Consider the following 22,867-nt stretch of genomic DNA (forward strand, 5'->3'; position numbering starts at 1 on the left):
AAATCTGTGCTTGTCACAATAAAAGCCTGATTTATTATAATAGATCATGTAAATTAATAGATAATCATTGTTACTGGCAGAAAGTTGGCGTGTGTGATCACTTTATTTCTTTTGTTAATGCAGCGGGTCGGAACGATTCTGATTTTGGCTTTTCTGCTGGTTAATGTTCCTTTTTTTCGAAAATTGTTACCCAAACGCGAGCAAATCAGTGCCAAATTGATTTTAATTGTTATTTTTGCGTTTTTTGCGCTATTGTCGAATTTTACAGGTGTTGAAATTACGAAAAATAATAATCTTGTTTCAACGACCTTTTTGACTGGTCTGCTGCCAAGTGATTCAATCGCCAATACACGGACTTTGGTGATCACAGTCTCTGGCTTGGTTGGCGGCCCGATCGTTGGCAGCGTTGTCGGACTGATCGCTGGTGTTCATCGAGTGATTCAAGGCAATGGGTCGGATATTTTTTATATTGCAAGTTCGATCATAATCGGTTGGATCTCTGGTATGATTGGCCGTTATTATGCCAAGCGTCGTTCCTATCCTTCGGCATCTGTAACGGCTTTGACTGGTTTGGGCATGGAATTTATTCAGATGATGTTTATTTTGCTTTTTAGCTACACGGGATTTCAGCTGGTACGTTTGATTTTCTTTCCAATGATGATTTTAAACAGTTTTGGTACTTGGGTCTTTATGTCTATCATCACAGCCTACATTCATCAGGAGGACCAGCTAAAAGCTGTCCAAACACACGATATTTTAGAATTAGCCAATAAAACATTGCCCTATTTTAGTTCTGGGCTGACTGAGACTTCAGCCCAAAAAGCAGCAACGGTGATTCAACATTATACGAATTTTGATGCGATCGGTATTACTGATTCACGGAATGTTTTAGCTCATGTTGGTCCTGGGTCTGATCATCACGTGCCGCAACGCCATGTGGTCACTGACCTATCAAAAAGAGTCCTTGCTTCTGGTCACATGGAAGTTGCTCATTCCAAGGAGATGATTGGCTGTCCGGTGCCTGGATGTCCTTTAGCGGCCGCCATTGTGATTCCATTAGTTGTTGACAAAAAGGTTGCTGGCACTTTGAAAATGTATTTTACTGATTCTTCGAAATTAACTTTTGTTGAGGAACAGTTGGCAACTGGTTTGGCTTCGATCTTTTCCAGCCAGTTAGCATTAGGAATGGCCGAAGAACAGTCTAAATTAGTTCGTGATGCCGAAATAAAGTCCTTGCAAGCACAAGTGAATCCCCATTTCTTTTTCAATGCGATCAACACGATCTCAGCTTTGATGCGAACGGATACTCGCAAGGCCCATGATCTTTTGCTGCAGTTAAGCACCTATTTTCGCACTAATTTGCAAGGTGTACGTGAAACAGAAATCACATTAAAGCAAGAAGAAATGCACGTTCAAGCCTATCTTTCATTGGAACAGACTCGTTTTCCAAATAAGTATGATGTTCAGTTCTTGATCCACAGCCGTGATTCTGTGTTATTACCGCCTTTTACAATTCAAGTTTTAGTAGAAAATGCAATTCGTCATGCTTTCGCTGGTCGCAAATTGGGCAATCGTGTGACGGTCAGTGTTAGTGAAAGCGATCATTTATTGCATATTATTGTGAGCGACAACGGTTTAGGAATCCCGACTGAATTATTGCCAAAATTAGGTCATGAAGTCGTGAATTCCGAACACGGCAGCGGCACGGCTTTAGAAAATTTAAATCGTCGCTTAATTGGGCTTTATGGTGCTTCTGCCGCACTACAGATCAATAGCAGCAGCGGCGGTACTAGCGTTGGTATACTAATTCCGAGAAAGCTGGACAAGGCATGAATATTTTAGTCGTAGATGATGAGCCTTTGGCACGTGATGAATTAAGTTATCTATTGAAGCAAAATTTGCTGGTTGATGCGGTCGATCAAGCTGATTCGATTGCGACAGCCATTAGTAAGCTGTTAAAGGGAAAAATTGATGTGATATTTATTGATATTTCTTTAAATGACGAAAATGGTTTTGAACTGGCTGACGAATTAAAAAAATTGGCCCAGCCGCCTTTAATTATTTTTGCAACTGCTTTTGACAGCTTTGCTGTGAAGGCTTTTGACATTGATGCGATTGATTACATTTTAAAGCCATTTGAACAAATGCGTATCGATCAGGCCTTAGAAAAAGCTCAAATAGCTATGATCGCTTTGCAGACAAAAAAAATACCAGATAATGCTAAAACGGTATCATCGCTGCTTTCAATTACCAACGAAGACAAGACAACTGTCATCAAACAGTCTGATTTAGTGATGGCTAGCGTCGACAATAATACATTGACACTAGTTACGATGACTGGCCGCTATGAAACTCATCAAACGCTGGGCTGGCTGATCAATCGTTTAAACTCAAATAATTTCCTTCAAATTCATCGTAGTATCCTCGTCAGCATTAATGCGATCAGCCAAATCGAGCCATGGTTTAATCATACCTATCAATTGAAACTCATTACTGGTCAAGAGGTACCAGTCAGCCGATCTTTTATTAAGCATGTTAAACAAGTTTTGATGATGTAACTGTTTCTTGCTGATGGCAATAAAAATGTGGGTATTTTAGCGATCTCTCAAGGTATTTCAAGTCGATATCTGTGCTTTTGGCGCTGATAACGGCTTTTTTGCTGTTTGCTCTAATATAATAAATTTGTCACAAACTTTAATCGATTGGTTAAAAAGTGGGAGGCTAATTCTTATGATTGAAAATAAACAGACGGCATCTAAGCTTAAAGTGGTTGAAGCGAAAACAAAATCAGCACCGATTTTGGTTCAAATGGGGATCTATTCAGCTGTTTTATTTGTTTCTTGGCTAATTTCTGAATGGATGGCTTTAACATTTCCGAAATTTCCAATGCCAACGCCGGTTATTGGCTTAGTCATTTTGTATGCATTGCTGACTTTTCACGTGGTCAAGATTGAATGGGTCGATAGTTTCGGCAGCTTAATGATCAGCTTGATCGGTTTTATGTTTGTTCCTTCCGGCATCCAACTGGCGGGCACACTGGATCTTTTAAAAACAGAAGGCTGGCCGCTGATCGTTGTCATTGTTTTGTCAACTGTTATTTTGCTGGTTGTTGTTGCTTACACCACACGTTTGTTCATGTGGATTCGTGTTCACTGGTTTCATGGTGATACAGAAGTCAGCAAGGAAAATCAATAGGGGGGATGCAGATGTTAATTCCAATTTTAGCTGCAACGACAACTGTTTTTAAAGCACCAATGGCCTATTTTGTCACACCATTCTTTGGTATCTTTTTATCAGTTGCAGTTTATTTGTTAGGCCAATGGCTTTTCAAGAAGACAAAAGGGTTTTTTCTCTTTCAGCCTTTATTTGTTGGTATGGTACTAGGAGTGCTGATTCTCATGCTGCTGGCCAAGATGGTTGGCACAACAACAGCCAATTTTTACACGACAGCTTATCAGCCGGGCGGCAATATTATTTTCTGGTTCTTAAATCCAGCGACGATCGCTTTTGCCGTACCTTTGTACAAACGCAATGATATCGTCAAGAAATTCTGGTTAGAAATTTTGCTTTCGCTCGTGATCGGTTTATTTGTTTCCTTGTTTGTCATCTTAGGTGTGTCGAAATTATTTGGTCTGAACAAAGTAGGTGTCGCTTCAATGCTGCCGCAAGAAGCAACTACTGCGATCGCATTGCCTTTATCGACAGCGATCGGCGGCAATTCGGCGATTACAGCAATGGCATGTATCTTGAACGCTGTTATCATTTTCGCTTTAGGCGGCTGGCTCGTGAGATTCTTCCATTTGAATTCCGATCCAATTGGTACAGGACTTGGGTTGGGTACGGCCGGTCATACGGTCGGTTCCGCTTATGCGTTGCAACTGGGCTCAGCTCAAGGATCAATGGCTGCGATTGCAGTGGTTATCATTGGTGTTGTAGCTGATCTGGTCGTGCCAACTTTTGCCAATTTATTTATGTAAAAAATAAGAAATCTTTTAAAAACAGTCTCTTTTTGAATCATCTGAGACTGTTTTTATTTTGTCATTTCCTAGAGCCGTTTGATTTAATATAAAATTGAATTTGAAAGCTCTTTGAAAGTGTGATTTGGTTGATTATTGTTTTATTTAAGGAAAGTATTGAATTAATTATTTTTATGTTGACTGGTTTTTTGCTTGTTAAATGCCATTCTCTCAGAGAAGACCAGACCGGAGGGCTGTCAAACGTCTTGACTAAAGCAGCCTTGCCGGCAACAATTTTAATGAGCTGCCAAATACCTTTCAACTGGCGCATCGTTAGCATCATTGGTCAGTCAGCAATTGTTAGTCTCCTTTTTATGATTTTGACTTTAGTCGTTTCTCTGCTAGTGCCGCATATTTTTCACGTCCAAGGATCACTCAAATCAATTTGGATCGGCTGCTGTACCTTTTCCAATATTCTATTTATTGGTATTCCGATTATTGGGGCGATCTATGGGAAAACGGGTCTGATCACGCTTGTCACATATAATGCCTTTTCAAATCTTTTTCTCTTTACGTTTGGTCTGAAATTATACTCTGGTCAAACCCAGTTTGAGTGGCGCAAATTATTATTGACACCGGCAATTTTCGCTTCTTTTTTAGGCTTTATGCTATTTTTTGCAAAGATAAGTTTGGCTGGACCAGTTGGACAAGCGCTGACATCTTTAGGCAATATGACAGCGCCTTTGTCAATGCTGATCACAGGCGCTTTATTTGCTGGTACTGATATAAAAAAAGTTTTTCGGCGACTTGATATTTATCAATTTTGTTTCACGAGGCTCGTGCTGTTGCCGACTATTTTGGTGCCTCTTCTTAAATTAGGTATTCAAAATAAAGTCATTTTAGGTGTGATGGTGATTGCTGCAGCCATGCCTGCCGGTGCGATCAATACAGCGATGGCAGAATTATATGCTGGTCAAGGGGAACGAGCTTCTGAGTATGTTGTCAGCTCAACCGTGTTTAGTATGCTGACAATTCCATTGGTCGCTTATCTTAGTTTATTTGTTTGATAACGTTGCCATTATCATAACAGCGGCAATGTTTTAAGACCTCTGAGGGGGAAATAAAAAAAGCCCGATTTTCCAATCGGAAGCCCTTTTTATTTTTGCAAGGCCAATAATTCTTCAATATCTGGAATCATGGTTTTGGGATCTGTTTTAGGCGCGTAGCGTTTGATCACTTCACCGTTTTGGTTAACAAGAAACTTTGTGAAGTTCCATTTGATCGAATTGCCAACGACTCCGGGAGCATTATCTTTTAAATAGCCAAACAATGGCAGCTGATCTTTGCCGTTAACATCTTTGATTTCATGCATGGGGAAGGTCACGCCATAAGTCATTCGGCAAGCTTCGGCAGCGGCATGACTGGAATCAACTTCCTGTTTGAACTGGTTTGAAGGAAAACCAAGTACGATCAAACCAGAATCTTTAAACTGTTTATAAATAGCTTCTAATTCTTCAAATTGAGGTGCAAAACCGCACTTTGTGGCTGTATTGACGATCACAGCGACTTGACCCTTGTATTTGTCCAACTTGTAGCTTTCACCATTTTCTAACGTAACTTCGTAATCATAAATTGACATCGTTTTGCCTCCATCCAATTAAAAAATGAAATTAATTATCTCAAACAAGCATCAGAAAAACGCGTGCTGATCTCTCTTGGCTTGCGTCATTCCTTATGGACCATTTTACGCCTTTGGATAGTTTAATTTCACAATCTTTAGTTTTGCAATGAGCTATAGTGAGGAGCGAGGAAATTAAGTTTGTGATTTTTTTAAATGAGTTAAAGGAGTTAGTCGTTTAATGACTGAAAAAAATGTTTTTGCTGATGGCTTTATCGAGGTAAAAGGTGCACGAGAAAATAATTTAAAAAATTTAACAGTGAAAATTCCTAAATATCAAACAACTGTTTTTGTTGGATTATCAGGTGCCGGTAAATCGTCTTTAGTTTTCGACACGATCGCAGCCATGTCGCGACGAGAATTAAATGAGACTTTTGCCAGTTTTACACAACAGTATTTGCCTAAATATGGTCAGCCGCATGTAGACCAAATCAACCATTTACCGGTTGCCATTGTGATCGAGCAAAGAAAAATTGGTGAAAACGCTCGCTCAACAGTTGGTACTTATACGGGGGCCTACTCGTTATTGCGCTTGCTGTTTTCCAGAATCGGTCAGCCATTTATCGGCTATTCCGATAGTTTTTCTTTTAATATGCCCAAAGGTATGTGCCCACACTGTCAAGGACTCGGCTATGTTGATGATATTAATGAAAACTTGTTGATAGATAAAAAGCAATCGTTAAATCAAGGCGCGATCAAGTTTGTCAGCTTTGGATTAAATACATGGCGCTGGCGTCGATATGTGAATTCTGGCTTATTTGATAATGATAAAGCAATTAAGGATTATACCGATAAAGCCTGGCAGCTTTTGATGTATGCACCTCAGCAGCAGTTGAAGAATCCTGGTCCAAAGTTTCCGAAAACAGCTCTCTATGAGGGTTTGATACCGAGAATCAAGCGCTCGATCTTACACAAAAAGGAAGCGGAACACCATCAGGCGGAAATAGCAAAATTTGTCAGTCATCGTGAATGTCCTTTTTGCCATGGTTCAAGACTCAATGCGATCGTTTTGAGCAACCACATTGCCGGAAAAAATATCGCAGATCTTTGTGCACTGAACCTAAATGATCTAGATGTTTTTTTAGCTAAGATTTTCGATCCTTTAACAACTGATTTGATTCGTGAATTACGCACTAAAATTCATTCAATGGTTGATATTGGTCTGGGCTATCTATCGTTATCGCGTGGCACGAACAGCTTATCTGGCGGTGAAGCTCAGCGCATTAAAATTGCGAAATTTTTGAATAGTTCTTTATCAGATATGGTTTATATTCTCGATGAGCCCAGTGTTGGTCTGCATCCCCATGATATTGCTCTTCTTAAAAAGGGTTTATCGAGATTACGAGATAAAGGAAATACGATTTTGATCGTTGAACATAATCCTTTGATGATGGCTTTTGCCGATTATGCGATCGAATTGGGGCCGGTCGCAGGTGCTAATGGCGGCCAGATCACTTTTCAAGGCAGCTTTAAAGAATTGAGTCATTCTAAAAGTTTAACAGGCCGCTGGCTCAGACGGAGGCTCACTTTTAAAGATAAAATTCGAAAAAGCAGCAAAATGATTGAACTCACAAATCTTCATATGCATAATTTAAAAAAAATTCATGTGAAAATTCCTTTGGATCTCTTGACCGTTTTGACTGGTGTTGCCGGATCAGGGAAGAGCTCGATCCTCCAGGAATTGAAAAAGGTTTTGACGGAACCTTATATAGATTTAGCTCAAAAAGACATCGGCACAAATTTGCGCTCAACGCCGGCCACGTATTTAGGTATTTTAGATCGTATCCGCAGTCTTTTTGCTAAAACGAATCAAGTCAGTTCAAGTCTTTTTAGTTATAACGGTCTAGGTGCCTGCCCTGTATGCAAAGGCAAGGGTGTCACGATCACGAACATGGCTTTTATGGATCCTGTCGTGCAGTTTTGCGAGTCTTGTCAGGGAGAACGCTATAGCAAAAAAGCCTTAGCATACAATTACGAAGGCCGAAATATTGCCGATGTGCTTTCTTTTTCCGTTGATCAGGCTGCAAAATTCTTTTCAGCTGGTCCTATTGTTGATAGCAAGCTGGTCGAGCAGCTAACTAGCCTGCAACGGGTTGGCTTAAGTTATTTGAAATTGAATCAAACACTCACAACACTTTCGGGTGGTGAATTGCAGCGCATCAAACTCGCTTCCCAGCTGAATCAGAAGGGAACTATTTTCCTGCTTGATGAGCCGACTAGTGGTTTGCACATGCAGGATATTTTCAAACAGATCAAGTTGATCAATCAGCTAGTTGATGCGGGTAATGGTGTTATCGTCATTGAACATAACCAGGCAGTCATTAGTCAAGCTGATTATTTGATCGACGTTGGTCCTGGTGCGGGTATGTTTGGTGGCCGGATTCTCTACAGTGGTCTGCCAGCAGGAATCATTGATTGTGCAGATTCTGTGACAGGTCAAGCTCTAAAAAAGGCACTTGCGATCCCTCAATGAGCTTGCTTGTTTAATAATTTTTCTTGTAATCGTGCTAATTTCTCAGTAATGTAAACAGGATATTTATTCGGATTAGTTAATCTTAGTGTTTCTTCCGGCAATTCCTGTACCGCTGCTTGAGACTGTTTTTGGATCGCCATGACTGATGGCGAGGTATAAACGACTTTGCCATTGATGAAAATATCTGTTTGCAAGGGCATTGAATCGAAATTGGATAAGGTGATTTTTTGTTTCGTATCAAGTGGATCGGCGGATCGAACCAGCATTTCAGTTGTTAATTGTTCATTTTTTAGGGCGATTACATCGGCAAATGCTTGATGGCTGTTTTTATTGTACAAGCGATATAAACTTTTGATTCCTGGCAAGGTGACTTTTTCACGGCTGTCGCTAATTTTAATTTTGGCAACTGTTTGACCGAGATGTTTCACAGCTACAAGCTTATAAACGCCGCTTAAAACAGGGTCGCTAGCGCTTGTAATAAGGTCCTCGCCAACACCAAAATTATCAATTGGTGCTTTTTGGTTTAATAGCAAAGATTGAATCGTAGCTTCATTCAGCGCATTAGAAGCTGTGATCTTGGCATTGGGGAAACCAGCATCATCCAATTGCTTTCTAGCTAATTTGGCCAAGTGTGAAATATCACCGGAATCAATTCTAATACCGACTGGCTGGTGGCCTTTTGCTACCAATTCTTTAAAGACTTTGATTGCGTTGGGTACACCGGAATTGATCACGTCATAGGTATCAACAAGTAAAGCTGAATTGTCAGGATATAATTCGGCCCATTTTTCAAAGGCCGTTAATTCATCAGGAAAGGCTTCGATCCAGCTGTGCGCCATTGTACCAGCTGAAGCAATACCAAACTTTTCAGCTGTCAGTAAATTAGAGGTACTGGCACAACCACCGATGACTGCAGCTCGTGCACCAAGGGTGGCTGCCGATGGTCCTTGGGCGCGCCGAGCACCAAATTCCATGATCGGTCGGCCTTGAGCGGCATAGCAGATACGCCGCGCTTTGGTGGCGATCAGCGATTGATGATTAATAATATTCAGTAAAATCGTTTCAAACAACTGGGTTTGAATTAAAGGACCGCTGATCGTTAACAGCGGTTCACGTGGAAAGACTGGTGTTCCTTCAGGAATAGCTGAAAGATCACCAGAAAAATGAAAGTTTTCTAGGAAAGTCAAAAAATCATCCGTAAAGAGCTTTAGACTTTGCAGATATGCGAGATCTTCTTGGCTGAAGTGAAAATCAGAAATGACTTCAATCGCCTGGGCTAGACCGGCCGTGACAACAAAGCTGCCATTATCAGGAACGCGACGAAAAAAAATGTCGAAAACGCCAACTTCTTTTGGCAGGACTTGCTGATAGCCGTTTGCCATGGACAATTCGTAAAGATCGGTGATCATGGATAGATTCATTTTTAAGCTTCTTTCAATACGGAATTTTGATAAGCCGATCAATTCACAAGAAATGTCGATCTATAAAACGGCTTCTTACGCAACAAGTATAGTATCTCAATTATTGGGCTGTCAATTGAATTCTTTTCAAAAAAAACATGCAATTAAGCATGATCTTTTTTAATAAACTTGACCCTTGTAAGGTGCATAAACAATTTGATCGAAATCAAAATTTTTCAAGTCATCGATCGTGATAACTTTTGTTGCACCCATGGCCGGCATTAAATTCACGGCTTGTTTAACACCGCTCGGTACGATTAACAGGGTTGGTTTGTGAATCGCGTAAGCATAACCAAGTTCCCAAGCGATCCCTTCATCAGGCTGATCAGGCAAATACATGGCGGCGATCAGATCACTTGTGTTAATGCCGTTTACATCGCCGTTAAAGGTGGCTAATTGCCATTCTGTATCCTCCAGCAGTTCGGGATGATCAGGGATAGCAAGTCCTTTATATTGATGATCGAGCGGATAAAAAGAGTGCTGCCAGTCAACTGTCTTGTTTTGTTCGATCAAACTGATGCCTTGTTTCATGTAAGCAGTTTGACTATCGCTAAACCAAGAACAGGCAAAATAAACTTTGTTCATATGATAAATCAGCCTTTCATTTCAAAGTAGCAGCACTAATTATACAACGTTGAATTCTTTATCAAATAATTTTGCGCTTGAAAAGATCTGTTTATTCGGTAATTTTAACGTCATACTATTTTGTTAAACTAACAGCATTATAGGGTTTTAGGAGGCTGTATTATGACTAAAAGTTATCGTTGGGCCATCGTTGGTCTAGGTGGGATCGCACACAGATTTGCGGCAAATTTTGCCAATAACGATCAGGAATTATATGCCGTTTGCTCGCGTTCTTTGGACAAAGCAAAACAGTTTGCCAAACAATTTTCTGCTGAAAAAGCATACGATAACTTAACAGATCTGCTCGTTGATCCGAAAGTCGATATTGTCTATGTCGCAACACCGCATAATTTTCATATTGACACGATTTTACCAGCACTTTTAGCAGGTAAACATGTTTTAAGTGAAAAAGCGATCACAATGACCAGTGCTCAGTTAATGGAAGCAAAAAAATTAGCTCAGCAGCAGCAACTGGTTTTAGCTGAGGCGATGACGATTTATCATATGCCGCTATATACGAAACTGCATGAGTTTGCTGACGAACATCAGCTAGGCAGACTAAAAATGGTCCAGGCCAGCTTTGGCAGCTATAAAGAAGCTGATCCGACAAATCGTTTCTTTGATCCGAATCTAGCTGGCGGCGCTCTGCTTGATATTGGTGTTTATGCTTTGGCTTTTGTCCGCGAATTTTTGCAGGGCCGTCCGCAATTGACCGGCACGAGTATGCACCGTTTTAGCAGCGGCGTTGATGAAAGTTCAACACTTAGTCTACGCACGGACAAAGATGAATTTGCCACAATTTCACTTACTTTTCGGGCCAAAATGCCAAAAATGGGTATCGTTGCGTATGAAAAAGGCTATTTTACCGTTTTAGAATATCCACGTGCCAGTCAGGCAACATTTACGGCTTTTGATGGCAGCGGCCAGCTGATCAGTGCTGGAGAGTCCGACGATGCGATGAAATATGAGATAACTGACATGACGCAGATGATCGAAGGCAAAACAAATAATAGTTTAATTAAGACCAGCGATGTAATGGCAATTATGACGCAAGCGCGTCAGCAGTGGGATTATCGTTATCCATTTGAAAACTAACGCATTGCTTAAGGAATTTACAGATCCGGAAATGGCCCAGATAATTTGAGGTAAATATGAAATTTGTTATTGCACCGGATTCATTTAAAGGCAGCTTAACTGCTCGCCAGGCTGCAAATGCTATTCACGAAGGCTTGCTGCGCGTTTTCCCAGATGCTGATTATGTCTTAATTCCGATGGCTGATGGTGGCGAGGGGACTGTCCAATCGTTAGTTGACGCCACGCATGGGCAATTTTTGACGATGGACGTTTTAGATCCTTTTAAACGTCCGACTGATGCACGTTATGGCTTACTTGGCAATCGCAATACTGCTGTGATCGAAATGGCCGCTGCTAGCGGTATCCAATTCATGAGTGAACAAACAGATCCTATGACCGCGACGACTTATGGAACAGGTCAACTGATTTTTGATGCCATTCATCGCGGCGTTGACGAAATCATTCTGGGTATCGGCGGTAGCGCTACAACTGATGGCGGCGAGGGGATGGCTGAAGCTCTTGGTGTCCGTCTTTTAAACGCTGATGGCCAGCCGATAAAGTCCGGTGGCGGCGGTTTGGCGTCGCTTGCTCACATTGATATGTCTCAAGTTGATCCCTTACTATTGAAAAGCCATATTCGTATTGCTTCTGACGTTGTTAATCCACTAGTCGGTCCCAAAGGATCGGCTGTTGTTTTCGGACCGCAAAAAGGCGCCACGCCGGCTATGATCAAAACACTTGATGCTAATTTAAGGCATTTTGCAGATGTGATCAAACATGATTTAGGCAAATCTCTAGCAGATTACCCTGGTGCCGGCGCTGCAGGGGGCTTAGGAGCTGGTTTATTAGCTTTTACGAATGCTAGTATGGCCAAAGGGATCGAAATTGTGGTTGAGATGACTGATTTAAAAGCCCGCACGCAAGATGCTGAGTATTTAATTACCGGTGAAGGCGCAATTGATTTTCAGACACAATATGGCAAAACACCAATTGGAACGGCTCAGGCTGCTAAAACTGTCGATCCCAATGTTACCGTGATCGCACTTGCTGGTAATGTCGGCGCTGGTATTGATCAGCTTTATGATTTAGGGATTGACGCGATTTTTGGCATTTTACCGGCTGTCGTTACTTTGCCAAAGGCAATTGAGCGAGGAGCTGATAATTTAACACAGACAGCAGAAAATGTTGCTCGTTTGATCAAACGAGATGGTTATCGCCATTAGCCGCCAGCCCTTCTTCGAGAAAACGAATCATAAAATCCGATTCAGAGTCAAGATCAATTTGATGTCCTGGCATGATGATCAGCTTAGTTAGAAAAGTGAACATTGTGCCGGCCAGAAAAGTCAGTATTTTATCCGCCGGCCAACCAATTATCAGATTTTGTTTTTGCATTTTTTTAATTTGCGGGAAAACGATTTCTGAGATAGCTTGACCAATACGGTCACGTAAAATAACCAGCATTTCTGAATTAGTCAAAGCTTGTGACCAGACAATTTTCAGAACTTGTCGGTTTTCATAAATAAAATGAATGCGATCAGTCACAATAGCTGTCAAGAAATCATGCAAGTTAGTGTACTTCGTTTCAAATGCCTGACCAGTGAATTGTGAAATTGCTTGTGGGAAGACATCTTTTAAAATCGGTGTGAGAACAGCTGCCAGCAGGTCATCTTTTGTTTTAAAACGTCGATAAACAGTTCCTTGAGCCACCTGGGCTGCATTAGCAATATCTTCTGTTGTTGTTTTATCGAAACCTTTTTCGGCAAACAAATTGAGACTTGCTGCAAGGATTCGCTGCTGTTTGGGTGGTAAATCAGCCATTTTATGAATCATTTGGCCAAATAAATCGTTTAGATCAGCTTCTTTTATCATATTAAACCCTCCGATAACGGCGCATACCGCGGATATTTAAAATAATAAAGACTAGTGCAAACAGTCCTAAAATGGTTAGATCAAAGCTGATATCTGAAAACTGGTAGTCTTTTTCGATCACACCAGTCAAAGCATTCCCGGCGTAATATAACGGCATCACGTGTGCGACCCATTGCAGCCAGACGGCCATATTATCGATTGGGATCAGACCTGAGAAAAAGACTTGTGGGATCACGACGATTGGGATGAACTGAATCATTTGAAATTCACTGCTGGCAAAAGTTGATACGAAAATACCCATTGATAGTGCGACCAAAGCGACAACGATGTTGACTAATACAACTAGCCAAATAGATCCCAAAACCGTCACGTTCAATACATAAATTGCGTAAAACACAATAATTAGTGTTTGAATGATTGCAAATATACCATAACCAATCAGATAACCGCTGATGATCTCACCACGTTTAACAGGCGTTGCCAACAGGCGGTTTAAGGTACCAGTTGTGCGCTCAGTCAATAAGGAGATGCCGGAAATTAGAAAGACGAAGAAAAAGACGAAGAAACCCATTAAGATCGGCAGAAATGTTTCAAAAAAAGTTGAACCGCTGCTCCCGTATAGATATTTGTTTACAATTTGATATTTTGGAATTGTTGATGGCTTTTTTTTTGATAATATAGCGGCCATCGCAGGATCAGATGAGATGATTTGTCCTTGGATTTTGGTCAATTTTGTTAATCCTTTCAAGCTTTGTTTCGCGACTGCTCCCTGTATCAGCTGCTTGACTAAAGTAGTTTGTGAAGGATCGCTATTTTGATAACTGATAGTCAATTGATGGTCATGCTCACTGATAAAAGCTGCTAGTTTATGTTGGTGAATCACTTTTTTTGCTTGGACATTTGCTGGATATTCATGCAGATCGAGGTGTTTATTATCTAGCAAAACAAGCATTTGGCTATCAAGTTGATTAAAACCGACCTGTACTTTACTAGTGGAATTCGTTGCAAATAAAAAATACATCAAAGTTAAGATCAAAAGCGGTGCGAAAAACATGAGTGCTAATGTGCGTTTGTCCCGAAGCATTTCCAACAAAACACGTTTAATAATGGCGATCGTTCTCATGATAATTGACCTTTCTTTTGTATTTTGCCAGCAGCTAGAAAGACTTCCTCTAGGCTGTTAACTTTAAACTCATGCTTTAATTCGTCGGGAGTTCCTTTGCTAATAACGCGACCATCGCGAATCAGCATTAAGTAGTCACATTTTTCAGCATCAGTCATCACGTGGGTGGTAATGATAATTGATTTGTCCTCATTACGTAATTTTCTCAATTCTTGCCAAATTTGTTGACTTAATTCTGGATCGATGCCAACAGTTGGTTCATCTAAAATCAATAAGCTAGGATCTTGAAGCAGGGCAATGGCCAAGGATAATCGACGTTTCATACCGCCAGAATAATTGATAACACGTTTGTTTAAGGAAGCGGTTAAATTAACAACTGCTGCTGCATGTTCGATCGCTTTCGCCAATTGTTCGTGTGAAATGGATAATAGCTGTCCAAAGAACTCAAGATTTTCTTTTCCAGTTAAATTATTATATAAAGCATCAGATTGAGCCATGTAACCAATTTTTTCTAAAATAGCACGATTGGGCATGTGCTTTTCTAAAACGGTCAATGTGCCTGAATCTATTTGCGTCATACCCATGATGCTTTTGATCAGAGTTGTTTTGCCAGATCCTGACGGACCTAGTAGGCCGAGAATCTCACCAGCGTGCAGTTTTAGATCAATATTTTTTAAAACAATTTGTTTTCCAAATGTCTTGGTTAGTTGTTTGATATCGATCGCTTCTGTTTTATTTGCCATTAAATCAATTCCCCTAGTGAGTGAGTATATACTCACTTATTTGTATATTCAACTATTATTCATATATTTGGAGCTATTTAGATAAAAAAAGAGCTGCCAATGGGCAGCTCTTTTAGCGAAATAAGATAGTTTTTTAAGCTTCATCGTACCAAGTATAATGGAAAGCCTGATCAAAAGGTTTGTCCACACGCTGGTAAGTATGAGCACCGAAGTAATCACGCTGAGCTTGCAACAAATTAGCAGGCAGCACTTCGGCACGATAAGAGTCAAAGTAGGTAACAGCAGCTGACAGAGCAGGAACCGGTACGCCGGCTTTAACAGCTAAAGCAACGACTTCACGAACTGAATCTTGATATTTGTTAGCAATATCTTTGAAGTAGTCGTCCATTAATAAATTAGTCAAATCAGCTTTCTTGTCATAAGCATCGGTGATGTTTTGCAAGAAACCAGCACGAATGATACATCCAGCGCGCCAGATCTGAGCTAACTTGCCATAATCGAAATCCCAATCGTATTGCTTAGCAGCGAAACGCAATTGTTCGAATCCTTGGGCATAAGACATGATTTTAGAGAAGTAAAGAGCTTGACGAATTTTTTCGATCAAGGCTTTTTTGTCTTCAGGAAGTTCGACTTTTTCAGAAGGGCCGTTCAAAACTTTGGAGGCAGCAACACGTTCTTCTTTCATCATTGAAATATAACGTGCATAAACGGCTTCGGTAATAACTGATTGAGGCACTTGTACTTCGAGTGCATCACCAGAAGACCAGCGGCCAGTGCCTTTGTTGTTGCCACGGTCAAGGATCATGTCAACAATTGGTTTGCCGGATCCCAAATCATCTTTACGAGTCAAGATATCGGCTGTAATTTCAATCAAGTAAGAATCAAGTTCGCCTTTATTCCATTCTTTGAAAATGTCGGCCATTTCATCAACGGAAATTCCAAGCACATTTCTCATAATGTTATAAGTTTCATCGATGAGTTCTTCATCACCATATTCGATACCATTGTGAACCATCTTGACATAGTGGCCAGCACCGTTTTCGCCACAGAATGTCACACATGGTTTGCCATCTTGCTCTGCTTTTGCAGCGATTTGTTCGAAAATAGGACGAACAAGTTCATAAGCTTCTTTTTGGCCGCCGGGCATCAAAGATGGGCCTTGTAGAGCGCCAAGTTCGCCACCAGAAACACCAGTACCAATAAAGTTGATACCAGAATCTGCGAGACGAGCATTTCTTGCGATCGTGTCTTTGAAGAAAGTGTTACCACCATCAATCAAAATATCGCCTTTATCCAATAGTGGAATCAATTGGTTAATAACAGCATCGGTACCAGCACCAGCCTGAACCATTAACATGATTCGACGTGGTGTTGCGATTGATTTAACAAAGTCTTCGATCTTAAAAGAAGGGATCAGCTTCTTTTCAGAATGTTTTGCCATAACATCGTCCGTTTTTGAACGTGAACGATTAAAAATAGCTACGGTATATCCGCGGCTTTCAACATTTAACGCCAGGTTGCGGCCCATAACGGCCATTCCAACAACACCAAAATCTGCTTGAGTCATAAATTTCCTTTCAGTTTAAGAATTGTGAACTGAGTTTTGATAGCTTTTTCACAACTACACTTTTCATTATATCTCAAAAAAATTGAGCAGTTGGCCAACAATGAAAATATTTGCTTTCATTAGCGATACTTGTTAAAAAGCACCGCCACCACCACCACCTCCCCCGCCGGAAAAGCCACCACCAGAGGAGAAACCACCACCGCCACCAGACCAATTGCCCGATTTTGAAGGAGTGGGTATTGAAGTTGCTGAAATACTATCGTTGATCTGCCACATTGGATAGTAATAATAACTGAACAACAGCGGCATGCTGCTTGCCTTGATCTGGTCTTCACTGATCGTTGCTCGCAAATATTTGGCTACATGCTCCGCTTCGTTAAAGACCACTGCATAAGCCAGAATTCGATCCCAAATTTTAACATCCAAAACTTGTTTACTGTCAAAATGACCGATGTCATGGAGCATTTTTTTAAAACCATCCCAGCGGTATTTTTCTTGAAAACCATCATTTGTATAATACAATGTGGGAGCTTTACAATACATAACATAAATCACAATTGACAGCAGCAGGTAAATCAGGGCAGCAATAAAGCCGATCATGATTTGAGAAACAAAAGTGGCAATGATGATAGCGGCTAATCCCGCAATACTTAGTAACAGAAAAATCGCCTGAGCTGAATTAAGCTTGCCTTCAGCAATTTGTGTTTTATTTTTATCAATGATCGACTGCTGATCTGATGCTTGTTTGACCTGACTTGTGAAAGTAGGCAAATTGGCACGAATTCTCTGGTTAATTTTTGAATCAGAATTTTTCAAATCAGCTGAATTAAAGCTACTATCTGTTTGCTTCGGGAAAAATGTTTTTAAAATTGTGCTCTCATAGGACGGCTGTTTGTCATTCTTAGCGGCATAGTTGAACATAATTTTTTTACTATTAACTGCGGCGTTGTCAGCGATCGTAATTTGTTTTCTTGCGATTAGATCCATAAAGGTTGCAGAGACTAGCCTGCCTTTTTGCGGATCGGTCTTGTCAAAGTTTTCTGGATCCAAACGAGCGGTGATAACGGCGGGTCCTAAGTCGTTTGGAATTTCAAAATCATGAACAATTGTTTTGTCGACGCCAGCAAGTTGTTTAGCTTGTTTATAGTCTTTTCTTAATTTGTGATTTGTTTTGATTAACTTGATAGCTGCAACAAGAAACATCAGTGGTGCGAGTATCAGGCAAATAACCAGAAGGACGCCCGTTTTAACATGTGAACGAAAGGTGATCGCGGCTTCTTGCTTGTCGATTTGTGCTGCACGATCGTTATTTTTGTGCAGCGCTGGGAAGTTAGTGACCGCTTTATTCCAATAGCTATGAACTTCTAATTTATTGTTAGCGGGAATTTTCGCTGCAGTGATCGCGACCATACCAGTTTTGGCAGAGAGGGTAATATTACCATTGACGCCGGCCTGCGTGTGGACCCAGCCCTTTAACGTTTTGGCAGCTGTTGGCAAGTTTATTTTCAGCGAAAAATGATTAATATCACAATTCCAGCTGGAAATTGGCAACCAATTCAGTTCATCTATTTTTGTATTGGCCGAAACGAGGTTGATCAGCTGCCAACTGAGACGTACTTTGATTTTTTGGCCGGGCAGTACATGGTCATAGAGCTTTAGCTGCAGAGAGCCGCTAGCTGGAGATTGACTATCTGCTTGGTTGGGATTGGCGATCAATTGAGCATAAAAAGGATCGTTCACAGGATTTTGATTGATCGATTTTTGCAGAGTCCAGTAGTTATTCGATGAATTTTGAACATTATTTGCAAATAATTCTTGCCACTGTTTAGTGGCTGAATTGTAAACCTGTAGTTTTAATAAGCTGATTTTAAATCCTTTTTCATTTGCCTTGCTTGCTAACTGATTGATGAAAATACCATTGTGCTCGCCTTGAAAACGATAGGTCAGATCTTGATTGAAAATTGCACTGTTTTGATTTTTTTGAATGTTGAGCGTTGATTGATAACTGCTGACGTTATAATCTGCAGCTTGTGCGTCGGCATCAAAGAGAATCGACGACAAAAAAACCGTTGCAAAAACGGTCAGGATGAAGAAAAAAATTTTTTGCGAACTTTTTTTATTCATGAGTAAAATCGACTTTTGGTGCTGTTTTTTCATTTTCGTCGGTTTTCAGCAGATCGAAAGCTGTAAACTTGAAAGCTCCAGCAACGATGTTAGCCGGAAACTGTTGAATACTAGTATTGAAATTAGCTGAAGTGGAATTGAACAGCTGCCGTGTATATGAAATTTTGTCTTCAGTAGCAGCTAGTTGATCCATTAATTGACTGAAGTTTGCATTAGCCTTTAAATCGGGATAAGCTTCGGAAACTGCAATTAATTTTCCCAATGCATTTGTCAATCCATCAGAAGCAGCCAGCTTATCACCGAGATCGGCATGATTATCAAGCGTCGTCTGACTTAAATTACGAGCTTTTGTAATATTTTCCAAAACTTCTTTTTCATGGGATGCATATCCCTTGACTGTTTCGACTAAATTTGGGATCAAGTCATTTCGACGCTTTAATTGAACGTCAATCGCTGAGCTGGCTTCCAAAACGTTGTTCTTACCTTTAACAAGGCCGTTGTAAGTCACCGCGGTATAAATCAAAATCAGGATGACTAAAATTAAGACGATAATTAACCAAATCGGCATACAAACCCCCACTAAGACCATTTTAACATGGCTGGTCAATTGTTTTTCAAATAAGCCTTGATCCTTTGTAATGCCAGATCAAGGTTTGCATCGCTGCCAGCACAAGAAATCCTGACATAATTTTTTGACGTCTCAGAAAAAATCGATCCCGGGAAGATTTGAACTCTAGCTGTTTTAGCCAGTCTCAAACAGAAATCGAAGGCATCGTTGCCGAAAGAAGCCGGTATTTTGGCCCACACATAAAAAGCACCTTGCGGCAATGAAAGGTCAAAACCAAGATTTTTTAGTGCATTTGTTACTTTTGTGACACGTCTTAAATAAGCTGGCAGCGTTTTTAAGCCAGCATCGGGATCATCGTTGAGTGCAGCAGCAGCAGCTTCCTGAATTGGGGTCGCAACGCAAGTCACTAAAGTATCTTGGATCTTACGCATGGCTTGCATCACTGATCCATGGGCAATTGCAAAACCAAGGCGATAACCAGTCATCGCATGTGACTTCGATAAGCCTGTAATTAAAACTGTCTGATCACGAAGCATCGGATAAAGCGAAACGTGTCTGCCGATAAAAGTTTGTTCAGCATAAATTTCATCACTAAGAACCCAAAGTTTTAATTCTTTAAAAACCTGAACTAAAGCTGCCAACTCATCTTGCGTGTACGTCCTGCCAGTTGGATTATTCGGGTAATTGATAATAATCGCAATTGGATCAATTTGTTTTGATTTAGCCTTTTCATAACTGGATCTGATCAAATCTGCTGTTAATTTAAAATTGCTTCCAGCAGTATCAACAGGTATTTTAACAGCTCCGGCCAAGCACAAAGAAGTCGAATATTGTGAATATTCAGGTTCAATAATCATCACGCCTTGTCCGGGTTCGACCAGACTGAGTAAAGCAAGATTGATTGCTTCGGCAGCACCGACTGTGACCAAAATGTCCCCCGGTGTCTGGATACCGCATGCATATTTGTGATTATAGAAAGTTTGTGCAGCCTGCCGCAGCGCTGAGATTCCTTGACCATCAGCGTAATGGGAATGATCGGCATCGATCGATGCTTTAAAAGCTTTTTTAGTTGATGAATCAACAGCGAAATCTGGATCGCCGAAACCAAGGTCGATCAGGTCATCTGTTTGATCGACCTTATCTAAGAAATCTAGCATTGGATCATGTGGGATGCTAGTTACCAAGCTGCTCAAAGGGTGTACTAAGTTACTCATATTTAACCCCATTCTGGAGATAATTTTTCATTCGTTTTAAAGCTTCCTTTAAATCATTGTCGGAACTGGCATATGAAATGCGGATATAATTTGGCGTTGTTTTACTAAAAGCCTCGCCTGGCAATACAGCAACTTTAGCGTTTTTAGCCAAATCAACGGCAAAGGCATAGCCATCGTTACCAAATTTTTGCGGGATTTTTGTGAAAACATAAAAAGCACCCTGGGGATTCACGGGTTGGAAACCTAATTCAATCAATGTTTTAACAAGGAAATCTCGGCGTTTACGGTAGGCTTTTAAAGCATATTCAGGCACATCCTCACCGACTGTTAAAGCAGCAAAAGCAGCATCCTGGCATAATGTCGAGACTGCAAAAGCCAGCGCTTCGTGAACTGTTAACATCTTTGCGATCAGTTTGCTATCAGCAAAAATGAAACCGATCCGATAACCGGTCATCGCATGTGATTTGGATAATCCTGTTAGTAAAATAGACTGTTTCGGCAGCAGTTTGTAAAGCGAAGTATGTTGACCAGAATAGGTCAGTGCAGCATATATTTCATCAGAAATAACCCAAATTTTATGTTTCTTGAGAGTATCGGCGATGGCTTGCAATTCGTCATTTGAATAGGTAACACCGGTTGGATTAGCTGGATAGTTGATCAAAATAGCTTTGACCGGGATGCTTGCTTCACTAATGGTTTTCTCAATTGACTCAGGTGTGATTTTAAAGTCATTTTTAGAAGTATCGAGTGGGATCTTAATACCACCGGCTAGTGTCAAACTGGTGGTATATGGGGAATAGCTCGGTTCTGGAATGATCACGCCGTCACCATGCTCGAGAATTGTCATAAAGACGACGTTGATTCCTTCACTCACACCTTGTGTGACCAAAACATCTTCAATTCCTTTGAATTTTAAATTGAAATGACGATTAAAATAGGAAACAGCTGCTCGACGTAAATTGACTTCACCTTGTGAATTAGCGTAGTGACTACGGTCATGATCAATTGAAACTTTGGCAACAGCTTTGATTCGATCATCAACGGCAAATCCCGGTTCGCCAAATGTGAGTTGGATCAAGTCATCGATATCTCGGATATTAGCTTGAAAATCAAGAATTGGATCGCGTTTTAAGTTATCAACGGTAGTATTTAACGGAAGTATAAAATTCGACATGTGACTATTATACGAAAGGCCGGCCGAATTATAAGGATGATGTTAAAATATTCGGCATGAAATATGTTGCAAATTTGACAAAAGAAGATCTTTCAGGAGACAAAATTGGTGTTTTTTTTGGTACTTTTGCGCCGCTGCATGTCGGCCACCAAGCGGAAATCTATAAAGCAGCTGCCTTGAATGACGGCGTTTTAGTCGTGACATCAGGCTATACAGGTGATCGAGGCGAACAGATCGGTTTGCCATTATTAAAACGATTTCGTTATTTACGGCAGGCCTTTGCTGATGAATGGCAAATAAAAGTTGATTATTTGAATGAAGATGGTATGCCAAAAATGCCTGACGGCTGGGACGTCTGGCTAGAGAAACTAATCGTGACGATCAAGCGAAATATTGTCAACAAAAAAGCACGAATTACTTTTTATACAGGTGAGGAGGATTATAAACGAGAAATTGAAAAACGTTTGGGGCATGATCCGCAGTATGCCGTTTCCTTGATGGATCGCACGATCTTAAATATTTCTGCAACAAAAATTAGAAAACACCCACTTAAATATTGGGACTATATCAACCGTGTCTTTCGTCGCCATTTCGTTCAAAAGGTACTGGTTATGGGTGCTTCTAATTCTGGGAAATCAACTTTAATTCGTCGTTTGGCCCGCTCAGCTAATTCACCGTTTTCCGAAGACTTTGCTACGATTTATCAAGAAGAATCAAACGTTGCTGATTCTGAAATGGATATTAAGGATTACTCAAATGTCATTCAAGGCCAATATCAGGCGAATTCGGCTGAGATCAATTCACCAGCCAATAATGGTTTAGCAATTTTTAACGGGGATGCTATTGGTCTGCAAGCCTATTCTAATTTGCTGCTAAATCCAGAAGAACGTTTGCAATTAGCTCATTTGTATAATACAACTATAAAAGCAGAAGAGATGGATCTGATTTTACTTATCCCGCCTTTTAATGATCCGAAAAGAAAAATTATCCGCAAAACAGGGGCGGCTATTGATTCTCAGTCATATCACAAGGAACTGTTACGATTAATTGATTTTTATGGTTTTTCTGACAAGCTTGTCATCCTTGATGCTAAAAATCAGCCCAATGATCCTGCCGGCTATTACGCTCGTTATCTGCAAGCACTTGATGCCATTGAAGAACATACGAGCTTTGATATTGAGCATCATGAATAACTCTTTTTTTTGGCTATCTTGCAACTG

Annotated in this window: 20 protein-coding genes; 9 read left to right on the forward strand and 11 right to left on the reverse strand. The window is 40.6% G+C overall.

The window, feature by feature from the left end:
• The first annotated feature begins 93 nt into the window (after positions 1-93).
• The 5 genes from DLJ48_RS07015 to DLJ48_RS07035 all read left to right on the forward strand — a co-directional run bounded on the left by DLJ48_RS07015 (position 94) and on the right by DLJ48_RS07035 (position 5,023).
• Positions 94-1,833 carry a sensor histidine kinase gene (locus DLJ48_RS07015; protein ID WP_128686764.1) on the forward strand — a complete coding sequence of 580 codons (1,740 nt, stop codon included), beginning with the start codon at positions 94-96 and terminating at the stop codon, positions 1,831-1,833.
• On the forward strand, positions 1,830-2,558 hold the full coding sequence (locus DLJ48_RS07020; protein ID WP_128686765.1) for a LytR/AlgR family response regulator transcription factor: 729 nt from the start codon (positions 1,830-1,832) through the stop codon (positions 2,556-2,558). The genes DLJ48_RS07015 and DLJ48_RS07020 overlap by 4 nt, the downstream gene beginning before the upstream one ends.
• Before the next feature lie 172 nt (positions 2,559-2,730).
• On the forward strand, positions 2,731-3,195 hold the full coding sequence (locus DLJ48_RS07025) for a CidA/LrgA family protein (RefSeq protein ID WP_128686766.1): 465 nt from the start codon (positions 2,731-2,733) through the stop codon (positions 3,193-3,195).
• Between the two features lie 59 nt (positions 3,196-3,254).
• Positions 3,255-3,977: an antiholin-like protein LrgB gene (lrgB, locus tag DLJ48_RS07030; protein WP_128687113.1), complete on the forward strand. Its 723-nt coding sequence runs from the start codon at positions 3,255-3,257 to the stop codon at positions 3,975-3,977.
• 173 nt (positions 3,978-4,150) lie between these two features.
• Entirely contained in the window at positions 4,151-5,023 is an 873-nt protein-coding gene (locus DLJ48_RS07035; RefSeq protein ID WP_128686767.1) for an AEC family transporter, read from the forward strand.
• A gap of 89 nt (positions 5,024-5,112) precedes the next feature.
• Here DLJ48_RS07035 and DLJ48_RS07040 read toward each other — a convergent pair whose 3' ends face one another.
• On the reverse strand, positions 5,113-5,595 hold the full coding sequence (locus tag DLJ48_RS07040) for a glutathione peroxidase (RefSeq protein WP_128686768.1): 483 nt from the start codon (positions 5,593-5,595) through the stop codon (positions 5,113-5,115).
• 220 nt (positions 5,596-5,815) lie between these two features.
• Here DLJ48_RS07040 and DLJ48_RS07045 point away from each other — a divergent pair, with 220 nt between their 5' ends.
• Positions 5,816-8,107 carry an ATP-binding cassette domain-containing protein gene (locus tag DLJ48_RS07045; protein ID WP_128686769.1) on the forward strand — a complete coding sequence of 764 codons (2,292 nt, stop codon included), beginning with the start codon at positions 5,816-5,818 and terminating at the stop codon, positions 8,105-8,107.
• Here the strand turns inward: DLJ48_RS07045 and DLJ48_RS07050 are convergent.
• Positions 8,101-9,528 (reverse strand): nicotinate phosphoribosyltransferase, encoded by a 1,428-nt coding sequence (locus DLJ48_RS07050; protein ID WP_128686770.1) that lies wholly within the window; start codon positions 9,526-9,528, stop codon positions 8,101-8,103. The two genes, DLJ48_RS07045 and DLJ48_RS07050, sit on opposite strands and share 7 nt — an antisense overlap.
• 159 nt (positions 9,529-9,687) lie before the next feature.
• Positions 9,688-10,152 carry a nucleoside 2-deoxyribosyltransferase gene (locus DLJ48_RS07055; protein WP_128686771.1) on the reverse strand — a complete coding sequence of 155 codons (465 nt, stop codon included), beginning with the start codon at positions 10,150-10,152 and terminating at the stop codon, positions 9,688-9,690.
• A gap of 162 nt (positions 10,153-10,314) precedes the next feature.
• On the opposite strand from DLJ48_RS07055, the gene DLJ48_RS07060 reads away from it, so the two are divergent.
• Entirely contained in the window at positions 10,315-11,286 is a 972-nt protein-coding gene (locus tag DLJ48_RS07060) for a Gfo/Idh/MocA family protein (RefSeq protein ID WP_128686772.1), read from the forward strand.
• Positions 11,287-11,342: 56 nt separating this feature from the next.
• Positions 11,343-12,488 (forward strand): glycerate kinase family protein, encoded by a 1,146-nt coding sequence (locus DLJ48_RS07065; protein ID WP_128686773.1) that lies wholly within the window; start codon positions 11,343-11,345, stop codon positions 12,486-12,488.
• On the opposite strand, the gene DLJ48_RS07070 is transcribed toward DLJ48_RS07065, so the two are convergent.
• The 8 genes from DLJ48_RS07070 to DLJ48_RS07105 all read right to left on the reverse strand — a co-directional run bounded on the left by DLJ48_RS07070 (position 12,463) and on the right by DLJ48_RS07105 (position 21,647).
• Positions 12,463-13,134, reverse strand: a complete 672-nt coding sequence (locus DLJ48_RS07070; protein ID WP_128686774.1) for a TetR/AcrR family transcriptional regulator — start codon at positions 13,132-13,134, stop codon at positions 12,463-12,465. The genes DLJ48_RS07065 and DLJ48_RS07070 overlap by 26 nt on opposite strands.
• A gap of 1 nt (position 13,135) precedes the next feature.
• Complete coding sequence (locus DLJ48_RS07075) at positions 13,136-14,257, reverse strand: ABC transporter permease (RefSeq protein ID WP_128686775.1); 1,122 nt, start codon at positions 14,255-14,257, stop codon at positions 13,136-13,138.
• Entirely contained in the window at positions 14,254-15,000 is a 747-nt protein-coding gene (locus tag DLJ48_RS07080) for an ABC transporter ATP-binding protein (protein WP_128686776.1), read from the reverse strand. Before DLJ48_RS07080 ends, DLJ48_RS07075 begins: the two co-directional genes overlap by 4 nt.
• 133 nt (positions 15,001-15,133) lie before the next feature.
• A complete protein-coding gene (gene gndA, locus DLJ48_RS07085; protein WP_128686777.1) occupies positions 15,134-16,567 on the reverse strand; it encodes an NADP-dependent phosphogluconate dehydrogenase in 1,434 nt (477 codons plus the stop codon).
• Positions 16,568-16,699: 132 nt separating this feature from the next.
• Complete coding sequence (locus DLJ48_RS07090; protein WP_161566121.1) at positions 16,700-18,691, reverse strand: DUF2207 domain-containing protein; 1,992 nt, start codon at positions 18,689-18,691, stop codon at positions 16,700-16,702.
• Positions 18,684-19,259, reverse strand: a complete 576-nt coding sequence (locus DLJ48_RS07095) for a LemA family protein (RefSeq protein WP_128686779.1) — start codon at positions 19,257-19,259, stop codon at positions 18,684-18,686. Before DLJ48_RS07095 ends, DLJ48_RS07090 begins: the two co-directional genes overlap by 8 nt.
• A gap of 35 nt (positions 19,260-19,294) precedes the next feature.
• A complete protein-coding gene (locus DLJ48_RS07100; RefSeq protein ID WP_128686780.1) occupies positions 19,295-20,473 on the reverse strand; it encodes a pyridoxal phosphate-dependent aminotransferase in 1,179 nt (392 codons plus the stop codon).
• On the reverse strand, positions 20,466-21,647 hold the full coding sequence (locus DLJ48_RS07105) for an aminotransferase class I/II-fold pyridoxal phosphate-dependent enzyme (protein ID WP_128686781.1): 1,182 nt from the start codon (positions 21,645-21,647) through the stop codon (positions 20,466-20,468). The genes DLJ48_RS07100 and DLJ48_RS07105 overlap by 8 nt, the downstream gene beginning before the upstream one ends.
• A 56-nt stretch (positions 21,648-21,703) precedes the next feature.
• Here DLJ48_RS07105 and DLJ48_RS07110 point away from each other — a divergent pair, with 56 nt between their 5' ends.
• Entirely contained in the window at positions 21,704-22,840 is a 1,137-nt protein-coding gene (locus DLJ48_RS07110) for an AAA family ATPase (protein ID WP_128686782.1), read from the forward strand.
• Positions 22,841-22,867: the final 27 nt, after the last annotated feature.

It is taken from the genome of Oenococcus sicerae, assembly GCF_004102045.2.
GTDB classification, from domain to species: Bacteria; Bacillota; Bacilli; order Lactobacillales; family Lactobacillaceae; genus Oenococcus; species Oenococcus sicerae.

Bases quoted from the DNA above. Each gene is read 5' to 3' on its own strand.
- DLJ48_RS07020 (WP_128686765.1), top strand. From the start codon at position 1,830: ATGAATATTTTAGTCGTAGATGATGAGCCTTTGGCACGTGATGAATTA.
- gndA (WP_128686777.1), bottom strand. From the start codon at position 16,567: ATGACTCAAGCAGATTTTGGTGTTGTTGGAATGGCCGTTATGGGCCGC.
- DLJ48_RS07050 (WP_128686770.1), bottom strand. From the start codon at position 9,528: ATGAATCTATCCATGATCACCGATCTTTACGAATTGTCCATGGCAAAC.
- DLJ48_RS07100 (WP_128686780.1), bottom strand. From the start codon at position 20,473: ATGAGTAACTTAGTACACCCTTTGAGCAGCTTGGTAACTAGCATCCCA.
- DLJ48_RS07045 (WP_128686769.1), top strand. From the start codon at position 5,816: ATGACTGAAAAAAATGTTTTTGCTGATGGCTTTATCGAGGTAAAAGGT.
- DLJ48_RS07065 (WP_128686773.1), top strand. From the start codon at position 11,343: ATGAAATTTGTTATTGCACCGGATTCATTTAAAGGCAGCTTAACTGCT.
- DLJ48_RS07110 (WP_128686782.1), top strand. From the start codon at position 21,704: ATGAAATATGTTGCAAATTTGACAAAAGAAGATCTTTCAGGAGACAAA.
- DLJ48_RS07060 (WP_128686772.1), top strand. From the start codon at position 10,315: ATGACTAAAAGTTATCGTTGGGCCATCGTTGGTCTAGGTGGGATCGCA.
- DLJ48_RS07055 (WP_128686771.1), bottom strand. From the start codon at position 10,152: ATGAACAAAGTTTATTTTGCCTGTTCTTGGTTTAGCGATAGTCAAACT.
- DLJ48_RS07040 (WP_128686768.1), bottom strand. From the start codon at position 5,595: ATGTCAATTTATGATTACGAAGTTACGTTAGAAAATGGTGAAAGCTAC.
- DLJ48_RS07105 (WP_128686781.1), bottom strand. From the start codon at position 21,647: ATGTCGAATTTTATACTTCCGTTAAATACTACCGTTGATAACTTAAAA.
- DLJ48_RS07080 (WP_128686776.1), bottom strand. From the start codon at position 15,000: ATGGCAAATAAAACAGAAGCGATCGATATCAAACAACTAACCAAGACA.
- DLJ48_RS07075 (WP_128686775.1), bottom strand. From the start codon at position 14,257: ATGAGAACGATCGCCATTATTAAACGTGTTTTGTTGGAAATGCTTCGG.
- DLJ48_RS07090 (WP_161566121.1), bottom strand. From the start codon at position 18,691: ATGAATAAAAAAAGTTCGCAAAAAATTTTTTTCTTCATCCTGACCGTT.
- DLJ48_RS07035 (WP_128686767.1), top strand. From the start codon at position 4,151: ATGTTGACTGGTTTTTTGCTTGTTAAATGCCATTCTCTCAGAGAAGAC.
- DLJ48_RS07095 (WP_128686779.1), bottom strand. From the start codon at position 19,259: ATGCCGATTTGGTTAATTATCGTCTTAATTTTAGTCATCCTGATTTTG.
- lrgB (WP_128687113.1), top strand. From the start codon at position 3,255: ATGGCCTATTTTGTCACACCATTCTTTGGTATCTTTTTATCAGTTGCA.
- DLJ48_RS07070 (WP_128686774.1), bottom strand. From the start codon at position 13,134: ATGATAAAAGAAGCTGATCTAAACGATTTATTTGGCCAAATGATTCAT.
- DLJ48_RS07025 (WP_128686766.1), top strand. From the start codon at position 2,731: ATGATTGAAAATAAACAGACGGCATCTAAGCTTAAAGTGGTTGAAGCG.